Origin of the sequence: Actinosynnema sp. CS-041913 (genome assembly GCF_050942485.1) — a bacterium.
GTDB lineage: Bacteria > Actinomycetota > Actinomycetes > Mycobacteriales > Pseudonocardiaceae > Actinosynnema.
The window spans coordinates 4,869,937-4,889,129 of sequence record NZ_CP192037.1 but is presented as its reverse complement, the minus strand read 5'-3'; the positions used below and the strand labels follow the sequence as shown (position 1 = coordinate 4,889,129).

The 19,193-nt window shown below is 73.0% G+C and carries 15 protein-coding genes; 8 read left to right on the top strand and 7 right to left on the bottom strand.

Features of this window, described 5'->3' with window-relative positions; all coding sequences use genetic code 11:
• The first annotated feature begins 14 nt into the window (after positions 1-14).
• Genes ACQPZF_RS22585 through ACQPZF_RS22575 form a run of 3 tightly spaced genes read left to right on the top strand, consistent with a single transcriptional unit; the run spans position 15 to position 7,101 of the window.
• Positions 15-5,624 carry an amino acid adenylation domain-containing protein gene (locus ACQPZF_RS22585; RefSeq protein ID WP_433259999.1) on the top strand — a complete coding sequence of 1,870 codons (5,610 nt, stop codon included), beginning with the start codon at positions 15-17 and terminating at the stop codon, positions 5,622-5,624.
• Between the two features lie 23 nt (positions 5,625-5,647).
• Entirely contained in the window at positions 5,648-5,836 is a 189-nt protein-coding gene (locus tag ACQPZF_RS22580) for an MbtH family protein (protein WP_433259998.1), read from the top strand.
• Entirely contained in the window at positions 5,833-7,101 is a 1,269-nt protein-coding gene (locus tag ACQPZF_RS22575) for an MFS transporter (protein ID WP_433259997.1), read from the top strand. Before ACQPZF_RS22580 ends, ACQPZF_RS22575 begins: the two co-directional genes overlap by 4 nt.
• Before the next feature lie 53 nt (positions 7,102-7,154).
• On the opposite strand, the gene ACQPZF_RS22570 is transcribed toward ACQPZF_RS22575, so the two are convergent.
• Positions 7,155-7,760 (bottom strand): phosphoribosylanthranilate isomerase, encoded by a 606-nt coding sequence (locus ACQPZF_RS22570; protein ID WP_433259996.1) that lies wholly within the window; start codon positions 7,758-7,760, stop codon positions 7,155-7,157.
• Between ACQPZF_RS22570 and ACQPZF_RS22565 the strand changes: the two genes are divergently transcribed.
• A complete protein-coding gene (locus tag ACQPZF_RS22565) occupies positions 7,759-8,838 on the top strand; it encodes a helix-turn-helix domain-containing protein (RefSeq protein ID WP_433259995.1) in 1,080 nt (359 codons plus the stop codon). The genes ACQPZF_RS22570 and ACQPZF_RS22565 overlap by 2 nt on opposite strands.
• Here the strand turns inward: ACQPZF_RS22565 and ACQPZF_RS22560 are convergent.
• Positions 8,725-9,636 (bottom strand): NAD(P)-dependent oxidoreductase, encoded by a 912-nt coding sequence (locus ACQPZF_RS22560; RefSeq protein WP_433259994.1) that lies wholly within the window; start codon positions 9,634-9,636, stop codon positions 8,725-8,727. The genes ACQPZF_RS22565 and ACQPZF_RS22560 overlap by 114 nt on opposite strands.
• A 208-nt stretch (positions 9,637-9,844) precedes the next feature.
• On the opposite strand from ACQPZF_RS22560, the gene ACQPZF_RS22555 reads away from it, so the two are divergent.
• The 4 genes from ACQPZF_RS22555 (at position 9,845) to ACQPZF_RS22540 (ending at position 13,112) form a co-directional block, all read left to right on the top strand.
• Positions 9,845-11,191, top strand: a complete 1,347-nt coding sequence (locus ACQPZF_RS22555) for an MFS transporter (RefSeq protein ID WP_433259993.1) — start codon at positions 9,845-9,847, stop codon at positions 11,189-11,191.
• Between the two features lie 65 nt (positions 11,192-11,256).
• A complete protein-coding gene (locus tag ACQPZF_RS22550; protein ID WP_433259992.1) occupies positions 11,257-12,072 on the top strand; it encodes a GNAT family N-acetyltransferase in 816 nt (271 codons plus the stop codon).
• Between the two features lie 189 nt (positions 12,073-12,261).
• Positions 12,262-12,663, top strand: coding sequence for a hypothetical protein (locus tag ACQPZF_RS22545; RefSeq protein WP_433259991.1), 402 nt, complete (start codon positions 12,262-12,264; stop codon positions 12,661-12,663).
• Between the two features lie 119 nt (positions 12,664-12,782).
• Complete coding sequence (locus tag ACQPZF_RS22540; protein WP_433259990.1) at positions 12,783-13,112, top strand: DUF6204 family protein; 330 nt, start codon at positions 12,783-12,785, stop codon at positions 13,110-13,112.
• 77 nt (positions 13,113-13,189) lie between these two features.
• Here the strand turns inward: ACQPZF_RS22540 and ACQPZF_RS22535 are convergent, their stop codons facing one another.
• The 5 genes from ACQPZF_RS22535 to ACQPZF_RS22515 all read right to left on the bottom strand — a co-directional run bounded on the left by ACQPZF_RS22535 (position 13,190) and on the right by ACQPZF_RS22515 (position 19,187).
• Positions 13,190-15,685 (bottom strand): CHAT domain-containing protein, encoded by a 2,496-nt coding sequence (locus tag ACQPZF_RS22535; RefSeq protein ID WP_433259989.1) that lies wholly within the window; start codon positions 15,683-15,685, stop codon positions 13,190-13,192.
• A gap of 5 nt (positions 15,686-15,690) precedes the next feature.
• On the bottom strand, positions 15,691-16,173 hold the full coding sequence (locus ACQPZF_RS22530) for a hypothetical protein (protein ID WP_433259988.1): 483 nt from the start codon (positions 16,171-16,173) through the stop codon (positions 15,691-15,693).
• The gene (locus tag ACQPZF_RS22525; protein WP_433259987.1) at positions 16,170-16,781 is read right to left on the bottom strand and encodes an RNA polymerase sigma factor; all 612 of its coding nucleotides are present in this window, start codon (positions 16,779-16,781) and stop codon (positions 16,170-16,172) included. The genes ACQPZF_RS22530 and ACQPZF_RS22525 overlap by 4 nt, the downstream gene beginning before the upstream one ends.
• Entirely contained in the window at positions 16,762-18,348 is a 1,587-nt protein-coding gene (locus ACQPZF_RS22520; protein WP_433259986.1) for a S8 family serine peptidase, read from the bottom strand. Before ACQPZF_RS22520 ends, ACQPZF_RS22525 begins: the two co-directional genes overlap by 20 nt.
• Before the next feature lie 140 nt (positions 18,349-18,488).
• Positions 18,489-19,187, bottom strand: a complete 699-nt coding sequence (locus tag ACQPZF_RS22515) for a MerR family transcriptional regulator (RefSeq protein WP_433259985.1) — start codon at positions 19,185-19,187, stop codon at positions 18,489-18,491.
• Positions 19,188-19,193 lie beyond the last annotated feature (6 nt).

Genomic DNA, 19,193 nt, shown 5'->3' with positions numbered 1-19,193 from the left:
GAACAGTGCGTGAAGTGATCCGTCAGGGGCCGGCGTCCTTCGCCCAGCAACGACTCCTGGTGCTCGACCGGCTGGCCGCCGGGCTCTCCGCCTACCACATGCCGGTGGTGCTGAGGCTGCGCGGCGACCTGGACGTGCAGGCGTTGACGTGGGCGGTGAACGAGCTGGTGGCCCGGCACGAGGTGCTGCGGACGTCGTTCGCCGACGACGGCGATCCGGTGCAGGTGGTGGAGGCCGTGACGCTGCCCGAGATCGTCGTGCGACCGGCGTCGGACGACCTCGACAGCGAGATCCGGGACGAGATCGGCAAGCCGTTCGACCTCTCGCGGGCTCCGCTCGTGCGGGCCAAGGTGTTCGCGCGGGCCGACGACGACCACACGCTGGTGCTGGTGATCCACCACATCGCCTGCGACGGCTGGTCGCTGGGCGTGCTCGTCGACGATCTGTCCACTTTGTACAGCTCCTACCTGAGCGGGCGGCCCGCCCGGCTGCCGAAGCTGCCCGTGCAGTACGCGGACTTCGCGCGCGACCAGCGCGAGTGGATGTCCGGCGACGTGCTGGACGGGCAGCTCGCCTACTGGCGCACGCAGCTCGCCGACCTGCCCGACGTGCTGTCGCTGCCCGCGGACCGTCCCCGGCCGGCGGTGTCCACGTTCGCCGGGGCGCGGCGGCGCGTCACGATCCCCGAGGACGTCGCCGTGCGGGTGGACGAGCTGTGCCGCGCGCACCACGTGACGCCGTTCATGGTGCTGCTGGCCGGTTTCTCGGCGGTGCTGGGCCGCTGGTGCTCGACCACCGACGTGGCCGTGGGCTCGCCGATCGCCAACCGCACGCGCGAGGACACCGCGCGGATGATCGGGTTCTTCGTCAACATGCTGGTGCTGCGCACCGACCTGACCGGCGAGCCGACGTTCCGCGAACTCGTGGACCGCGTCCGGGACACGGCGCTGTCCGCGTACGCCCACCAGGACGTGCCGTTCGAGCGGCTGGTCGAAGACCTCGCCCCGGCCCGCAACCTGGCGCACCCGCCGCTGTTCCAGGTGTCGTTCGCGTTGCAGAACGTGGCCATCCCGGACTTCCGGATGGCCGGGCTGACCGTGACGCCGGTCGAAGTCGACTGGGGCACGAGCAAGTTCGACCTCTGGGTCTCGGTGACCAGGGTGGAGGAGGGCTACGCGGTCACCGCCGAGTACAACACCGACATCTTCGACGGCGACACGATCGACCGCGTGCTGCGCTGGTACCTCAACTTCCTGGACGCGGTCACCCTCGACCCGGACCGGAGGGTGTCGCGGGTCGACCTGCTCGACGCCGCCGAACGCCACCAGGTCACCGCCGGCTGGAACGCGACCGACCGGCCGGTGCCGGAGGATTGCGTGCCGCACCTCGTCGCCGAGCGGGCCGCCGCGCATCCCGACGTGATCGCCGTCGTCTCCGGCGACGAGCGGCTGACCTACGGCGAACTGCACGCCGAAGCCGAGCGGGTGGCCGGGTCGCTGGCGGCGCTCGGGGTGGGCGTGGACGACGTGGTGGGGATCTGCTTCGACCGCGGCCTGGCCATGATCACGGCCATCCTCGGCGTGCAGTACGCGGGAGCCGCCTACCTGCCGCTCGACCCGGAGCTGCCCCGGGACCGCCTCGCGTTCCAGACGGCCGACGCCGCCGCCCGGATCGTGCTCACCGACGACGAGCACCGAGACCTGGCACCCGGCGACTGCCACCTGATCGCGGACCTGCCCGCCGGACCTGCCATCCCGTGCCGGGCCCGGCCGGGGACCGCCGCGTACGTCATCTACACCTCCGGCTCGACCGGTCGCCCGAAGGGCGTGGTCACGGAGCACCGCGCCTTGGCGAACCGGTTGCGGTGGATGCAGGACACCTACCGGCTGACTTCGACCGACCGGGTGTTGCAGAAGACCCCGTACGGCTTCGACGTGTCGGTGTGGGAGCTGCTGTGGCCGTTGACGGCCGGGGCCACCCTCGTGTTCGCGCGGCCTGGCGGGCATCGAGACCCGGAATACCTGTCGGGCCTGATCCGCCGGCACGGCGTGACCGTGACGCACTTCGTGCCGCCCGCGCTGTCGGCGTTCCTGGCGGTCGCGGACCCGGCGGGCTGCGTGTCGCTGCGGCTGGTGGTGTGCAGTGGCGAGGCGCTGCCGGTGGAGGTGGTCCGCCGGTTCACGGCGCTGGTCGACGCGCGGCTGGACAACCTGTACGGCCCGACCGAGGCCGCCATCGACGTCACCTGGTACCCGTGCGCGGAGCTGCCCGCCGCGGCGATGGCCGTGCCCATCGGCCGGCCGATCGACAACATCCGGATCCACCTGCTGGACGCGCTGGGCCAACCGGTCGGGCCGGGTGTGGTGGGGGAGCTGCACATCGGCGGCATCGGACTCGCCCGCGGCTACGCGGGGCGGCCGGGCCTGACCGCCGAGCGGTTCGTGCCCGACCCGTTCGGCGCGCCCGGCGGACGGCTCTACCGCACCGGCGACCTGGCCCGGTGGCGGCCGGACGGCACGGTGGAGTTCCTGGGCCGCGCCGACTTCCAGGTGAAGGTCCGGGGCTTCCGGATCGAGCTGGGCGAGATCGAGACGGTCCTCGCGGAGCACCCGCTGGTCCGCCAGGCGGTCGTGCTCACCCGGCGCAGCGAGGCGGGTGACGCGCGGCTGTCCGGCTTCGTCGTGCTGGACGAGCCGGCGGCGGAGGACGACGGCCGGGCCCGGCTGGACCAGTGGAGTTCGGTGTTCGACCGCACCTACGCCGGACCCGACCCGGCGTCCGCCCGGTTCGACACGGCCGGCTGGAACAGCAGCTTCGGCGGCGCGATCCCGGACGAGGAGATGAAGGTCTGGACCGACACCACCGTGGAGCGCATCCGTGAGTTGCGTCCGCGCCGGGTGCTGGAGATCGGCTGCGGCACCGGCCTGCTGATGTGGCCGTTGCTGTCCGAAGTGGACGAATACTGCGGCACGGACGTGTCGGCGGTGGTGGTCGACCGGCTCGCCGAACGGCTCGCCGCCCAGGGCGGCTCGGACAAGGTCGGCCTGTGGCACCGGGCCGCGCACGAACTGGACGACCTGCCCGCCGGCCGGTTCGACGTCGTCGTCCTGAACTCGGTCGTCCAGTACTTCCCGAACGTCGAGTACCTGCGGGCGGTGCTGGCCGGGGTCCGGCGACTGCTCGCGCCCGGCGGCAGCGTGTTCCTGGGCGACCTGCGCCACCTGGGTCTGCTGGACACGCTCCGCGCGGAGGTCGAGCTGGCGAAGGTGTCACCGGACGCCGACGTGGAGACCGTGCGCGACCGGATCGACCGCTCCGTCGACGCCGAAGAGGAGCTGTTGCTCCATCCCTCCATTGTGGACGAACTGGCCGAAGTCCTCGGCGCGCACAGGTGTGAGGTCGCGCTGAAGCGTGGCCGCTACCGCAACGAGGTGAACGCCTACCGCTACGACGTCACGTTCCGCCTCGGTGAGCCGCCGACGCCGTTCTCGCCGACCGTGCTGCCGTGGGAAGGACCGGATGGCTGGCACGTCGTCCGCAAGCACTGCGCCGACGAGCCCGGCCTTGCGCTGCTGGTCACCGGCCTGCCCAACAGTCGGCTGCGGACGGCCCACCAGCGCGCGACCCTGCTGCGGTCCGCCGCGCCGGGCGCGGCCGTCGCCGAGCTGCCCGCCGTCGAACCGGTGGAACTGCCGGATCCGGCGGATCTCTGGGAACTCGCGGACGCCACCGGCTTCCACGCCACCGTCGCACCCGGCGGGTCCGACCCGCACACCGTCGACCTGCTGCTGACCCCGGCCGCGGACCACCCGGGAACCAGTCCGCACCACGTGATCACGGCCCACTCGCCGCACCGCGCGGGCGCGGTCGCCAACGACCCCTCGGCCCTGGACCGGCGTCGCCGGCACGTGGAGGTGCTGCACGACCACCTGGCGGACCGGCTGCCGCAGTACATGATCCCGAACACCCTGGACATCGTCGAAGCGCTGCCGATGACCGCCAACGGCAAGGTCGACCGGAACGCGCTGGCGGCCCGCCGGTCGAGCGGCGTGGCCGCGCCCAGCGTCGCGGCCGTCCAGTTCGGCGGGCGACTGGCCTACCTCGCCGAGGTGTGGGCGCAGCTACTGCACCTCGGCCGGGACGCGGTCGGGATCGAGGACAACTTCTTCGACCTCGGCGGCGACTCCATCAAGGCGATCCTGGTGTCGGCGCGGCTGCGTGGCGACGGCCTGGCGCTCAGCCCGGCGGACATCATCGAGGCGCAGACCCTGACCGCGATGGAACGCCGCATCCGCGACCTCGCCGCCGACAGCGGCACTCCCGACGGTCAGTCCTATGTGGACAGAGTGCGGAACGTGCCGGCCGCCGTCGTGCAGGACGCCTATCCCCTTTCCGCTCTGCAAGGGCACATGCTGACCCGCTACCTGCGCGACCCCGCGCCGGGCCTGTACCGCGTGCAGCGCGTGGCCACGCTCGTCGGCGACCTGGACTTCGCCCGGATGAGGCAGGCGTGGGAGGACACCATCCGCAGCCACCCGCTGCTGCGCACCTCGTTCGACTGGACGGCACAGGGCGGTCCGCTCCAGATCGTCCGGTCGGACCTCGGGCTCAACTACCGCGAGGAGGACTGGCGTGCCGTCGACCCGGCCGATCTCGACGCCGCGCTCGACCGGCTGCTGGTCGAGCTGCGGGAGCCGGTGCTGGACCTGCGGGACGCCGGCCCGGTCGACCTGACGCTGGTCCGGCTGCCGGACAACAGGTGTCACCTGGTCCTCGGCGCGCACTACCTGTGCACCGACGGCTGGAGCTTCACCATCGTCACCAACGACGCCCTGCGCCGGTACGCGGGCGCGTCCACCGACGACGGCTCCGGCGCGGCGGGCTTCCGGGACTTCGTGACGTGGGCGGTGGCCCGGGACACCACCGAGGCGCAACGGTTCTGGACCGGGCGGCTGGCCGGCGCGCCGTCGCCGAAGCTCGCCGGTCCGGGACTCGGCGGACCGGTCCGGAGCCTGCGGTTCACGCTGGACGCGGAAACGACCAGCCGCCTGTTCCGGCGGGCACGTGCCCTGCACGGCACGCCGAACAGCCTGGTGCAGAGCTGCTGGGCGGCGGCGCTGGCCGGTCACCTGGACACCGACGACGTGGTCTACGGACTGCTGGTGTCGGGCCGCTCCGCGCCGCTGGCGGGCATCGAGAGCACGGTCGGCGTGCTGATGAACGTGCTGCCGGCGCGCGTCCGGGTGGACGCCGCCGAGCCGGTGGAGTCGCTGGTGCCGCGCGTCGGCGAACTGGCGTTGGAAATCCAGCGCCACGAGTTCGTCCCGCTCGACCGGATCGCCGAGTGGACGGGCCGCGCGGAACCGTTGTTCGACAGCTACTTCGTGTTCCAGAACATCGGCAGCTTCGCCAGCACGCTGCCCGACCTCGAACTGCCCGGCATCGAGATCCCGCCGCAGAGCAACCTGTACTACGCGCACATGGAGCACCCGTTGCGCATCGACGTCTTCCCCGCGCGGAGCCTGGAGGTCGTCGCCTCCTTCGACACCACCGCGATCCCCGACGCCGACGTGACGGGGCTGCTCGACCGCTTCCAAGCCCTCCTCACCCGGGTCGCCGGCTGAACACCCCGAAAGGACAGCGAAAAATGGAGATGAAGGTCGTGCTGAACGACGAGGAGCAGTACTCGATCTGGCCCGCCGCCGACGAGCCGCCCGCCGGCTGGCGCGCGGACGGCTTCGTCGGCACCAAGGAGGAGTGCCTGGCGCACATCACCGAGGTGTGGACCGACATCCGCCCGCTGAGCGTCCGCCGGGCGCTCGCCGAGCACCGATGAGGTCGGGCCTCGCCAACCTCGTCCGGCCGTTGCGGCAACGGGACTTCGCCCTGCTCGCGTCCGGCCAGTCGTTGTCCAACCTGGGCGACGCCCTGTTCGAGGTGGCGCTGCCGCTGCTCGCGCTGACCATCGGCAGCGCCACCGACCTGGGCGTGGTCCTGGGCTGCTACGGGGTCAGCCGGATCGCCGGCCTGCTGCTGGCGGCCCCCGCGGTCAGCCGGTTCGGGGCGCGGACGGTGATGACGGCGGTGGACGTCGCGCGTGCGCTGCTGATGGCGGTGCTGGGGACGATGGCGTTGACCGGCGGACTGACCGTCGCGCACCTGATCGTCTTCACGATCCCGAACGGCCTGTGCATGGGCCTGTTCCGGCCCGCGTACTCGTCGCTGACCCCCCGGCTCGTGCCGGAGGAACAACTCCCGTCCGCCAACGCCGTGCTCACCACGTCGGTGCAGTGCGCGATGCTCGTCGGCGCGGCGGCGGGCGGCATCATCGCCGGCGCGAGCGGTGTCGGCGTGGCGCTGCTGATCAACGCGGCCACGTTCGTCGCGTCGACGGTGTCACTGGTCGCGATGGCGCGCCACCACGTGCCCCCGGACGCCGTCCCGGACCGGACGGGCCAGCTCCGGTCCCTGTTCTCGGCCGGCCGCACCACGCTCGGCGCGTTGGCGGGCGGGCACGGCCTGGTCGTCCGACTGCTGTCGGTGGTGGCGCTGGTGAACCTGCTGTGGGGCGGGCTGCTGGAGGTGTCGCTGCCGTCGTTGCTCAAGCGGGACTTCGACAACTACACGGCGGCCTACGGCATCCTGCTGGCGGCGTCCGCGGCGGGCGCGCTCGTCGGGGCGCTGCTGATCGGCGGCCTGCCCGGTTCCCGCCAGACCGGCCGGCTCGCGTTCGCGGCCGGCCTCGGCCAGGGGCTGCTGCTGGTGGTCGTGCCGTGGACCGGCGACGTCTACCTGGCGGGGGCGGCGATGCTCGGGGTGGGCGTGCTGAACTCGGTGACGAACGTGATCATGGTGTCGCTGATCCAGGTGGCCACCCCGCCGGACCGCCTGCCGCACGTGATGTCGCTGATGTGGCTGCTGTCCTTCGGCATGTTCCCGGTGTCCGTGCTGGCCACCGGGCTGCTGGCGACCCACCTGGGTCCGCCGGCGGCGATGGTCGTCGCCGGGGCGGCCCTGGCGCTGGGGTTCCTGGCGGGCCTGACCAACCCCGCCCTGGCCCGTTCGGTGACCGCGATCGCCGAGCAGTCCGCCACACCGTGAGCGGCGGGTGCGATCCGCTCGGGCGGCCTCACGCGCCCGCCGCCCGAGCGGTCTCACGCGCCCGCCGCCCGAGCGGCAGCGACGAACTCCCGCATGAGCCCGTGGTCCTTGACCCCGCGACCGGCCTCGATACCGCTCGACACGTCGACACCCCAGGGACGTGCCCGCGCGACGGCCTCGGCGACGTTGCCCACGCCGAGACCGCCCGCGAGCAGCCAACGCCCCTGCGGCCGGGCGCCGTCCAGCGCGGTGAGGTCCCACCGCTCGCCGGAGCCCGCGACGGGCGAGTCGAGCAGCAGCATGTGCTCGCCGAACGCGCCGACCCGCACATCGGTGTCGGCCGTGAGCGTGACCGCCCGGACGAGCGGCACCCCGGCCGCGGACACCTCGTCGAACGCCTCCGGCGGGTAGTCGCCGTGAAGCTGGACCGCGCCGACCCCCGACTCGGCGGCGAGCCGACGCACCTCCGCCGCTCCGACGCCTTTGAACACGCCGACGGACAGCACGTGCGGCGGGACCTCGCGCACCAGCCGCCGCGCGGTGTCCGGGTCGACCCGGCGGACGCTCTCGCTCAGGACGAACCCGACCGCGTCCGCTCCGGCGTCGACCGCGGCGTTGACGTCCGCCGTGGTGCGCAGACCGCACAGCTTCACGTACATGGCGGTGACAGTAGCGTTGCCGACGACCACGACACCCGACCACCACGTCGTCGCGGTGGGTGTCGAGGAAACACGATCCGTGGCGCTGACCTGGCCGTGGAGGGCTAGCCTGACCTGCGTGCACGGTGATCCCAGGGCCCGGATGCCCATCACGTCGCTGTCCGGCGAACGGGCCGGGCAACGGCTCAGGTTCGGCGGCGGCGCGGTCGGTATCGAGCGCATGGAGGCGGCGTTGGCGGGGGAGGCGTTCTCACCCCACCGGCACGACACCTACGCGATCGGCGTCACGGTGGCCGGCGTGCAGACGTTCCGCTACCGGGGTGCGTTGCGGCACTGCCTGCCGGGGGAGTGGCACGTCCTGCACCCCGACGAACTCCACGACGGCGCGGCGGGCACCGACGGCGGCTTCGGCTACCGGATCATCTACCTGGACCCGGCGCTCGTCCAGGACGCCCTGGGCGGTCGGCCGCTGCCGTTCGTGGCCGATCCGGTGATCCGGCCGGCCGAGGTCGGTCCGGCGGTCGCGAGTTGGCTGCGGCACATCGACGAGCCGCTGGACGAGGTCGAGGCCGTGGAGGTCACGGCGGCCGTGGCGGACCTGCTCGGCCGGCACTCGGCGGACCACCGGCCGGGGCGGGCGGCGCTCGACCTCGACGCGGTGCGCCGGGTGCGGGCGCTGCTGCTGGACGATGTCACCAGCCGGCACGGCGTGGAGGAGTTCGAACGGGTGGCGGGCCTGGACCGGTGGGCGGTCGCACGGCAGTTCCGCGCGGCGTTCGGGACCAGCCCGACCCGGTTCCGCACGATGCGGCAGCTCGACCTGGCCCGCAAGCTGATGCGGGCCGGCCGCCCGCTGGGCGAGGTGGCGGTGGCGGCGGGCTTCGCCGACCAGAGCCACCTGACCCGGATGTTCAAGCGTGCCTACGGGTTGACCCCGGCGGCGTGGACGGCGGCCGTGTGGTCGTCAGCCGCGCGACCGGGCGCGGATCGCCCGCACGACGGCGGCCATGTCCTCCGCGCCGTGCCCGAGGTCGACGGTCTCGCCGAACAGCGCGTGGCAGACGTCCAGCAGCGGTGACGCCACGCCGGCGGCACGGGCGGCCTCGGCGATGAGCCGGTTGTTCTTCAGCACGTCGACGGCGGCGGCCTGGACGGTGAAGTCGCCGTCGAGCAGCTTGGTGGCCTTGGCCCTGGACACCTGGGACGCCATCGGCCCGGCGTCCAGGATCCGGGTCAGCAGCGCGGGGTCCAGCTTGTGCGCCTCGGCGAAGCCGTACGCCTCCGCGAGCCCGGTGACCATGGTGATCAGGTACAGGTTGACCGCGAACTTCATCAGCAGCGCGCCGGGCACCGGACCGCAGTCCACGACCTCCGCGCACATCGGAGCCAGCAACGGCCGCACCCGCCGGACGTCGGCGTCGACACCGGACACCATCGCCACCAGCGTCCCGGCCTCGGCGGGACCACGTGAGCCGGAGACGGGCGCTTCGACGTAGGCGCCGCCGACCGCCGCGATGTCGGCGGCCAGGGCCTCGGAGTAGGTGGCGGGCATGGTGCCCATCTGCACGATCGTCCGGCCCTCGCACCGCGTCCCGAAGTCGGGGGTGCGGCGGGCGAGGACGGTGTCGACCGCGTCCTCGTCGGCCAGCATCAACAGCACCACGTCGGCCCGTTCGAACACCTCCGCGGGCCCGGCGACGACCCGTGCCCCGGCGGCGGCGACGGGCTCGCACCGGGCGGCGGTGCGATTCCAGACCACCAGCGGCACACCGGACCGCGCCAGGTTGAGCGCCATGGGCTGCCCCATCACACCCAGTCCGATGAACCCTGAGACGACCATTCGCGCGCACTCCAACCGGTCAGCCGTGCGGATCACCCAGTTTCTAGCCGCCGCGCGGGACGTCGGTCTTGAACGTTTGTGCGTGCCGGAGAACCGATGCTGTTCGAAGCGCTCGGCGCACGATGTGTCACGTGAACCGACTCACGTGGACAACGGTTCTAAACGTGAGAAGCGCCGCTTACTGTTGAGTAGTTCGCGAGGGCACGTCGATGTCCTCCCATTCTCCCCGCAGGAGCTTTCCTCGATGTTCCGCGCGCTGCGCGGCCGCAACTACCGTCGCTGGGCATTCGCCGACCTCGTGTCGGTGACCGGTACCTGGATGCAGTTGATCGGCCTCAACTGGGTTGTCATGGAGCGCACCGGCTCCGCAGCCGCGGTTGGTCTTTCCGTACTCGTCGGCGCGCTGCCGTCGGTCCTCCTCGGACCGTGGGCGGGCGCGCTGGCCGACCGGGTGCCGGTCCGCCGGATCATCCTCGCCTGCCAATCGCTGCACGTCGTGCTGGCGGTGCTGTTGGCGCTGGTGGTGTGGCTGCACGCGCCGATGCCGCTGCTGTTCGGCCTGACCGCCGCGGCCGGGCTGGTGTCGGTGTTCGACGGGCCCGCGCTGGGTCGGTTCGGCGGTCAGGTGGTGTCCCGGGACGACCTGGGCAACGCGCTCGCGCTCGGCTCGATCCTCAGCTCCACCGGTCGCATCCTGGGCATGAGCAGCGCCGCCGTGCTCGCCGCCGCCCTCGGCACGCCTGCCTTGTTCCTGATCAACGCGGCGAGTTTCGTGGCCGTCATCGCCGCCGTGCTCACCGTTCGCCAGGCCGAGTTGCACCCGTTGGCGAGCAGCCCGGAGGACCAGGTCGGCGTGCGCGCGGGCCTGCGCTACGTCGGCGGCTCGGGCCGGTTGCTGCTGCTGTTCGCGCTCGGGTTCGTGCTGTCCAGCCTGGGCCGCAACTACCAGGTCACGATGGCCGCGATGAGCGGCAGCGCGACCCACTACGGCCTGCTGTCCACGGTGTTCGCGGTCGGCACGGTGCTCGGCGGACTCGCCGCGGCGGCCCGTCGGACGTTGACCATCCGGCTGCTGCTGATCGCGGCCGGGACGACGAGCGTGTTGCAGGCGGTCGGCGGACTGGTGCCGGGCACGCTGGGGTTCGCGCTGGTCCTGGTGCCGATCGCGGCGGGGGCGGTGCTGATCGACACGACCATGAGCACCCGCCTGCAACTGGACAGCGCCGACGGGATGCGCGGCCGGCTGCTCGCGGTCAACGGCTCGATCGGCGCGGCGGCGGGCGCGGTCGGGGCGCCGCTGCTGGGGTGGCTGTGCGAACGGCTCGGCGCGCCCGAGACGCTGCTGCTGGCGGGCACGTCGACGCTGCTCGCGACGGTGTTCGCGGCCACCGTCTTCGCCGCGCCGGCACACCGCCGGACCGCGTTCGCGCACCGGGTCCTGCGCCGGCCGCACCCGGTCCTCGCCCCGAGCGGCTACGCGCCCACGACCCCGACCAGCTACGGCCACGGTCACGGGCAGGGCCACGGCCACGGGCACGGCTCGACCCGACCGGGCAGGCTTCGCAGGAGGCGCGTGCTCGTCCCGCAGTAGTCGGCCCCGGTTCGCAACTTCGCGGGCACGGTTCGCCGCACCGTGGTGACTACTAGCGTGGTCCGGTGACCGATACCGCATCACTGCTGGCCGCGTACGACGATCAGCTCCGCACCGCCGAGACGACGAATCTCCCGCCCGGAGCCCATGCCGAACGTGACGGGCCGATCGTCCGGGTCGTCGGGCAGCGGCGGCGGGGATTCGTCACCGGGCCGCCGGACCTCGGGGTCGACGGCGCGGCGCTGGACGCGTTGATCGCACGCCAGCGGGAGTTCTTCGCCGCGCGGGGCGAGGCCGTCGAGTGGAAGACCCGTGGTCACGATCTGCCGGCGGAGCTGCCCGAGCGGCTGGTGGCCGCCGGGTTCGTCGCCGAACAGCCCGAGACGGTGTTGATCGGCGAGACCGCGGAGCTGGCCGCGCTGGAGTCCGCGCCGGAGTCCGCCGGCATCACGGTCCGCGAAGTGACCGCGGACGCCGACCTGCACCGGATCGCGGAGATGACGTCCGAGGTGTGGGGCGACGACCGGAGCTGGCTGGCCGCCGAGTTGGCCGACCGGCTGCGGAGTGGCGCCGGCCAGGTCGTCGTGGTGGTCGCGGAAGCGGAGGGGCGGGTGGTCTCGACGGCCCGGTTGGAGGTCGAGGCCGGCACGGAGTTCGCCGGTCTGTGGGGCGGGTCGACGCTCGCCGCGTGGCGCGGCAAGGGCATCTACCGCGCGCTGGTCGCGTTCCGGGCCCGCGTCGCGGCCGGGCGCGGGGTGCGGTACCTCCAGGTCGACGCGACCGAGGACAGCCGGCCGATCCTGCAACGGCTCGGCTTCACCGCCGTCACGACGACGACGCCGTACGTGTGGGAGCCGCCGGTGGCGGACGACGTCCGTTGAGCAGGTGCCGTGCGTGCGGGAGCCGCCGGTGGCGGACGACGTCCGTTGAGCAGGTGCGGTGCGTCCAAGCGCCGTCGGTGGCGGACGATGCCTGCTGAGCATTCGAGAAACGCCCCAGTTCCGCCCCAGTCCGCCGACCCAGGCTGATACGCGTACGACCGGAACAGGTCGGGATCAGGGGGAAGAACCATGATTCGTGCGAAGGTCGGAAGAATCGCGGCGTGCCTCGCCGCGGTCGGGTGCGCGATCGTCATGACCGCGTCCACCGCGTCGGCGGCGAGCAGCAGCTACCAGGCGAGCAACTCGTTCGGCACGTCGTCGGGCACCAAGTCGTGGTCGAGTCGGCAGTACGTGCGGGTCTCGGGAACCATCCGGGACCACGCGGCCAACCCGTCGACGTCCTACGCCTACCTAAGCTGGGAGCAGTACCACCACGGGGCTTGGACGAAGGAGAACAAGCAGGTCGGCAGGGCCACCAACGGCAGTTCGGGCTCGGTGTCGGGGTCGTTCAACACGCCCTACGACGTGCGCAACGTCAAGGTGACCGTCTGCACCTCGGCCGGTGGCTGGTACTGCGGCTCACCCGGCTGATCCACCGCGGGCCCGCGCCTCCCGGTCGTCCCGGCCGGGAGGCGCGGCGACATATCGATTGCGGTCCGCCGGGTGAATGCCGATCATGACACTCCCGAGACACCCAGGAGACGGAGCACATGGCGGAGCACACCTACCGGGTCATGGTGCGTGGTCGGTTCACCGACCTGGACGACGCCGGACGCGCCCGGTTGCTGGCGGAGGTCGACCGGCACGGGGTGCTCACCAACGGGTTCTCCGAGGAGGGCGCGCTGTCCTACGACCGGTCGCTCGACTTCTTCAGCTTCCGCGTGCAGTTGCGCGCGGAGGTCGGAGCGGACGACCGGGCGGTGTGCGACCGCGCCCTGAGCCTCGCCGCCCGCGCGGTGGAGGGGTTCGGGGTGGACTTCCGGGACCTGCGCGCCTCGGCCACGGACGTGGACCTGATCAAGGTCCGCCGGCGTCGGTAGCGGTCAGCCGCCCCACCCGCCGCACAGTCCCGCGGTAGCGGTCAGCCGCCTCAGCCGCCGCACAGTCCCGGTAGCGGTCAGCCGCCCCACCCGTGGCACACGAACGGCATCAGGCGTTCGGTCTCGGTGGCGTCGGCCAGCGCCTTGCCGGGCGGCACACCGCGGGTCAGCGCCTGGTGGTAGGCCGTCATCACGTCGACGGACGCCTGGTCGTCCACGCGCGCGACGCTGGAGACCACGGTCCGGCTGCCGCTGTAGAGCAGCGCCGCCGTGAAGCCGAGGATCTCGTCGCCGGTCCGGACCACGGCCTGGCCGATGTCGCAGGACGACAGCACGACGTGGTCCGGCACGGCCGCGAGCTGGTGCACGTCGTGCGCCATCAGCGGGCCGTCGACCAGGTCCAGCCGGGAGAACAGCACGTTCTCCTGCTCGTGGTGGCCGTGCGAGGCGAAGTGGGCCAGGCCGCTCCGGTTCACCGCGTTGAGCGTGTTGTCGACGGTCGCGTCCTCGCCGTCGAGCACCGTGCTGTCGGGGTAGATCCCGGCGATCCGCCGGACCTCGTCCGACGAGTGCTTCAGGTTCGGCCCGCCGACCAGCAGCACCGGACCGGGCGGGCGCACGGTGCGCTTCGCCGAGACCCACGCGGACGGTGACGGTGTCACGGTCACCGGACGGCCGCGCAAGGCGTCCAGCAGGCTCCACGGCATCGCCGACAGGGCGCCGGTCGGCACCAGCACGACGTTGTGGTCGCCGATCACCCGCAGCAGCGGGTCGAGCAGGTGCTCGGCCAGGACCGCGAGCTGGCGGCTGATCGACATGTGGATGACCTTCTGCAGCGGGTCGGGCAGCCTTCGGCCGCAGGCCGCGTCCAGGTCGCTGCGCAGCCGGGCGATCGCCTCGAACACGGTCGCCGTCTCGCCGAGTCCCATCAGCTCGGCCCGCCGGTCGCCGATCACCTGGGCCAGCAGGCGGTCGCCGTCGGTCAGGAAGCTCACCAGCACGCTGTCCGCGTCCGCGAGTTCGGCCTTCACCTCGGCGAAGCCGACCTCCACGTGCCGCTCGCCCGCGCCGTCGGTCCGCCAGCCCTTCGCGCGGATCTCGCGTTCCAACTGGCGGGCCCGGCGCAGCGCGTCCGAGTCCTGGCTGCCCTTCAGCTCCGCGGCACGGGCCTCGCGCGCAAGCTGCCGCAGCGCGGCCACGGCGTCGACGGTGTGCTCGTCGGCGGGCGTGCGGACCGGCGGGAAGCGGAACGCCTGCGCGCGTGACCGCTCCAGCCACCGGTAGACCACTTCCGGCTTCCCGGTCTCCAACGCCGCAGCCAGACCCGCCCGCGCGAGTTCGCCGCCCAGCGACGTGGTGCCGGTCTGGAGGTCCAGGCTGCCGAACCGGCTCCGGTGCTCGCGCAGCAGCGCCAACCCGGCACGGGCCTCGGCGAACGTCCGGCGCTGGTCGCCCTCGGCCGAACCCAGCTCGGCCAGCACCAGCCTGCGCAGCAGCCTGGTGGCCAGCGGCGCGCCCGGCCGGTCCCGGCCGGACAGGTGCGCGCGGGCCTCGCGCAGCTTGCCGCGGGCGAGGTAGGTCCGCGCGGCGAGCAGGTCCGCCTCGTCGGCGTCGTTGCGCAGCCCCAGCGAGCGCAGCCGGTCGGCCAGCCTGGACGCGGCACGGGCGCCCCGGACGGTCCCGTTGCCGGCGGCGAAGTCGGCCCGCAGCATGGCCAGCTCCGCGACGGCCGTCCAGGTGTCGTTGCGACGTCGGTGGAAGCGCCGCCGGGCCAGCGCCGCCCAGCGCCGCGCCTCGGCCGGGTCGCCCGCGGCGAGCCGGGCCCGCGCCATGGTGAGTTCCGCCTCGGCGTGCTCGTGGCCCATCCGCAGTTCGGGCACCCGCCTGAGGAACGTGTCCAGCTCGGTCGCCGCCTCGCTGGGCAGGCCCGCCGCCAGCAGCGCCCGCGCCCGGTCGCCCGCGAGCACGGCCAGCATGCCCTTGCCCTGGTCGGCGTACACCTCGGCGGCGTAGTCGAAGTCCCGCAGCGCGCCCGGGATGTCCCCGGTGAGCACCCGGCACTGGCCACGGCCGTGCACGGCCTTCGCCACCGTGCGCGGCATGCCCTCGAACGGACCCAGGGACGCGCCGAGCTGCGCGCACTGGTCCAGGTCGGCCAGCGCCAGCCGGACCCGGCCCGCGAACTGGTGCAGCATCCCCCGGTTGAGCAGCACGCGGGCCAGCGCCGCCCGCTGGTCGGTGCGCCGCAGCCGCAGGATGGCGTCGTCGAACAGGCTCAGCGCGTCGTCCATCCGCCCGACCAGCACGAACACCAGCGCCCGCTGCGACAGCAGCAGGTGCCGGTCGTCCGGCACGACGACGTCCTCCGCCTCGTCCAGCAGCTCCAAGGCCCGACCGGTGTTGCCCTGCGCGACCTCGGCGGCGGCCAGCGTGCCCAGCAGTCGCGCGGTCAGCGGCCCCGTGCGGTCGTCCATCCGCAGCGCGTCGCGAAGCAGGCGTGCGCCGACGGCGGGCCGGCCGCTGTTGATCTCCTCGATCGCGCGCACATGCAGGTTCCGCACACGGTCGCTCACCCGGCCTATAGTGTCATCGTCGGTGTGCTTACGGCACTGGTTCGGTCCATTGGCCGGATCACGAACTGCACCAGGCCACACGGGACGCGGTCGAGCACGAACCGCCCTTCGCCGTTCGAGCGGGTCCGGAACCGGCCGTCCGAGGTCCGCACCTCGACCGGGTGCTCGGCCGGCGGTGACAGCCACCCGTCCACGCGGAGCGTCCCGTCGCCCCTCGCCTGCACGTTCACCATGAAGTCGAGGGTGTCGCCGGCGAACGTGATCAGCCGGGAGCGGACGTCTCCCCGGACGCCTGCCACCTCCCGGCGCTCGGTGATCCGCACGACCTCGACGTCCGAGTCCTCCAGCTCGACGGCGAACCGGACCCGGTCGAGCAGGTCGCCCGGCATCGGGTCGACCGACTCCCACAGCCAGCGGACCTCGCGCAGGATCTGGAGGTCGAGGTCGTCCAACGGCCCGCGGGGGCTGTCCGGGTCGATGGTGGTCACCGCCAGCTCCCGTCTTCGTCCGCCAGCAGTTGCTTGCGGAGTTGGGCCAGACACCGCCCCCTGGTCGGGCCGATGCTGCCCTTCGGCATGTCGAGCGCCGCGCTGAGTTCCGCGTACTCGGGCCGGTTCACGAACGCGACCACCCGCAGCAGCTCGCGGCAGCGGTGCGACAGCCTGCTCACCGCGTCCCACAGCCGGGCCCGCCGGTCGGCGAACACGGCGTGCTCTTCGGGCTGCGGCGCCGGATCGACCACCTGCTCGTCCGGCACAGCGCCCACCAGTTCCCCGGTCCGCAGCTCGTTGCGCATCGCCCACGACACGCGCTTGGTCACGGTGACCAGCCACCCGGTCAGCGCGATGGGGGAGTGGATCTCGGCCAGCGAGCCGAGCAGCCGCAGCCACGCCGTCTGCACGGCGTCCGCGCTGCGCTCCCGGTCCAGCCCCTGGGCCCGCGCGACCTGCCACAGCATCGGCGTCAGCGTCTCGGCGATCCGCCCCAGCGCCATCCGGTCGCCTCCGCGCGCCGACTCGAACAGGACGGCAAGCCCCTCGTAGTCGTCGAGGGGCGTGCCGTCGGTGGGATGGCGGTCAGACCGGGTACTGCTCATAGCAGCGTTCCAGGGCCGCCCACGCTCGTTTGACGACGGTCTCCTGATGGACGTTGGCGAGGCTCAGCCCGGTGTCCGACGCCGCCACGTCGATCAGCGCGTTGGCCACCGCGGCGGCGGCGAGCGGCGTCGCGAAGGAAGTCCCGTCCCACACCGCGAACCCGCTCCGGAAGTCGTCCGGGTCGAGCCCGCTGCGGTCCTCGTCGCCGGTCGGCGCCTGCCGTGGCCCGCTCACGTCGGTCGGGTACGTGCTGACCACGCCCGCGCCGGTCGCCCAGCAGGTGACCCACGCGCCGTCGTTGGAGAACAGCGCCTTGGTGGTGTTGGGGTTCAGCGCGCCGACGCTGATCACGCCCGGCCCGGCGCCCGGCGCGTCCGGCAGCTCGGCCAGCGCCGCCGGGTAGAACCGCCTGCTGGTCGAGTGGTTGCCGGACGCGGCGAGGACCAGCACGCCCTGCTCGGTCAGCCGGCTGACGACGGCGGCGAGGTGCGTCGTGTACGCGGCGTCGGCGGGCGTCTCGTCCAGGTACCCGAGGGACAGCGACACGACGTCGACCATGTCCTCCGGCCGGTTCTGCTCCTGCGCGCGCTCGACCCGCCGCGAGATCGCCTCCAGCGCGGCGATGATGTCCGACCCGTACGCGATGCCGTCGCTGTGCATGACGCGGATCGCGAGCACGTCCGCGCGCGGCGCGGCCTGCCGGATGAGGCCCGCGATGAACGTGCCGTGGCCGGTGTTGCTGTCGACGTGCGGGATCAGCTTGTCCGATTCCGCCGGGACGTCCCAGTAGTCCGTCAGGGACTGGACCGGCGAGGCGGAGTCGATCGCGGCGTTGCGCCGGATCGCGTCCTGCGCCTCGTCCAGCACGGAGATGAACCCGCCGGGCGGCGGCGGAGCCGTCCGGTCGGGGATGCCGAACCACGGGTGCGGCCCGATCCCGGAGTCCAGCACGGCGATGACCGGCCGGCGGGCGAACTGCTCCGTGCCCACCTCGCCGCGGTGCGGCGGGTGCGCGCAGAGCGAGACCGGCACCCGCGACGTGCCGCTCGGCGAACGCCGGTAGGAGCCGTCGACCGAGTCGGCGTTGGTGTCCCACGGCGTGCCGGTGATGGTGACCGCGCTGAACAGCAGGTGTTCCAGGGAGATGCGCCCGACCACATCGTGGTCGAGGTCGATCCCGTCGTCGTCCGCGGCGGCGCGCAGCTTCTGCAGCGCGGACCACGAGTCGACGTCGTCCCGCTGCCCGGCGAGCGGCCGTAGCAGGACGGGGCGCGGCGTGCTGCCGGATCCCGCCTCCGGGGCGTCCACATCCAGGCCCGCCCCGTTCAACACCTGCCTGATCACGCCGACCCTGGCTTCGTCCCGCAGGACGTCGTCCGGGATCAGCAGCACCCTCGGCCGGTACGCCGTCGGGCGCGGCGCGGGCCAGCCGCTCGCGACCTCCGCTCCCGGGTCCAGCACCCGGCCCTGGTGCCGGTCCAGCAGTTCCGACGGAACCCGCAGCCTCTCCGTGGAATCGACGTCGGTGCCCCCCGGTCCGTCCTTCCGAATGAAACTGATCTTCACTCGACCCCTCCCGTCGTCGCCGCTGACACGATCCCCCGTCTCACCCGTTGACGTGTGCGTTTCGGGCTAGGGGATACCCCCGAGTCGGTAACGAAACGGTAACGGCTGCGGTGGTGGTCGTGGGTTCGTTCCGGCGAGATTCACCCTTTCAGGTAATCGTGCAGCACGGATGCGCCGTGCAGCATCGCCCACGCCAGGCGGTCGTACGCGGCCCGCCGCTCCGCGATGGCCGCCCGCAGCGCCTCGACGCCGCCGGTGCGCCGCAGACCGTCCAGCACCGGCCTGATCCGGTCGAACGGGTACCGGCCCTGGCGGAGCATCGCGATGATGCGGGCGTCCCTGACCTGGGCGGGACCGTAACGGCGGTACTTCGTGCCCCGCTCCCGGTCCGGGGTGAGCAGGCCGGCGGCCTCCCACACGCGCAGGGTCGACGTGCGCACGCCCAGCCGCGCGGCGAGTTCGCCGACCAGGAGGGGCGGCGCCGAGGGCGGGTCCGGCTCCCGACCCGCCAGGGCCTCCAGGGCGTCGCTCGCCGCGTCGGTGGCCAGCCGTTGCTCGTGCAGGGCGGCGTGGCCGGCGTCGATCAGCCGGAGCGCCTGGTGCCGGTCGCCCCGGTGGAGGGCGCGCATGACGGCGGTCGCGGCTTCCGTGCCGAAGCCCGGCGCCAACGCGCGGAACGCGAGCAGGGCGCCCAGGTGCTCCGGGCCGTAGGCGCGGTAGCCGGCGTCCGTCCGTCGCGTCGCGGGCAGCACGCCGGCCGCCTCGTAGTTGCGGACCTGTTGGGTGGAGACGCCCGCCTCGCGGGCCAAGTCGATCGGACGCAGGTTTTCAGGCTTCACCAGGGA

Coding starts and splice junctions, on each gene's coding strand:
- ACQPZF_RS22580 (WP_433259998.1), top strand. CDS start 5,648: ATGGAGATGAAGGTCGTGCTGAACGACGAGGAGCAGTACTCGATCTGG.
- ACQPZF_RS22575 (WP_433259997.1), top strand. CDS start 5,833: ATGAGGTCGGGCCTCGCCAACCTCGTCCGGCCGTTGCGGCAACGGGAC.
- ACQPZF_RS22565 (WP_433259995.1), top strand. CDS start 7,759: ATGGCGGTGACAGTAGCGTTGCCGACGACCACGACACCCGACCACCAC.
- ACQPZF_RS22570 (WP_433259996.1), bottom strand. CDS start 7,760: ATGTACGTGAAGCTGTGCGGTCTGCGCACCACGGCGGACGTCAACGCC.
- ACQPZF_RS22555 (WP_433259993.1), top strand. CDS start 9,845: ATGTTCCGCGCGCTGCGCGGCCGCAACTACCGTCGCTGGGCATTCGCC.
- ACQPZF_RS22545 (WP_433259991.1), top strand. CDS start 12,262: ATGATTCGTGCGAAGGTCGGAAGAATCGCGGCGTGCCTCGCCGCGGTC.
- ACQPZF_RS22540 (WP_433259990.1), top strand. CDS start 12,783: ATGGCGGAGCACACCTACCGGGTCATGGTGCGTGGTCGGTTCACCGAC.
- ACQPZF_RS22525 (WP_433259987.1), bottom strand. CDS start 16,781: ATGAGCAGTACCCGGTCTGACCGCCATCCCACCGACGGCACGCCCCTC.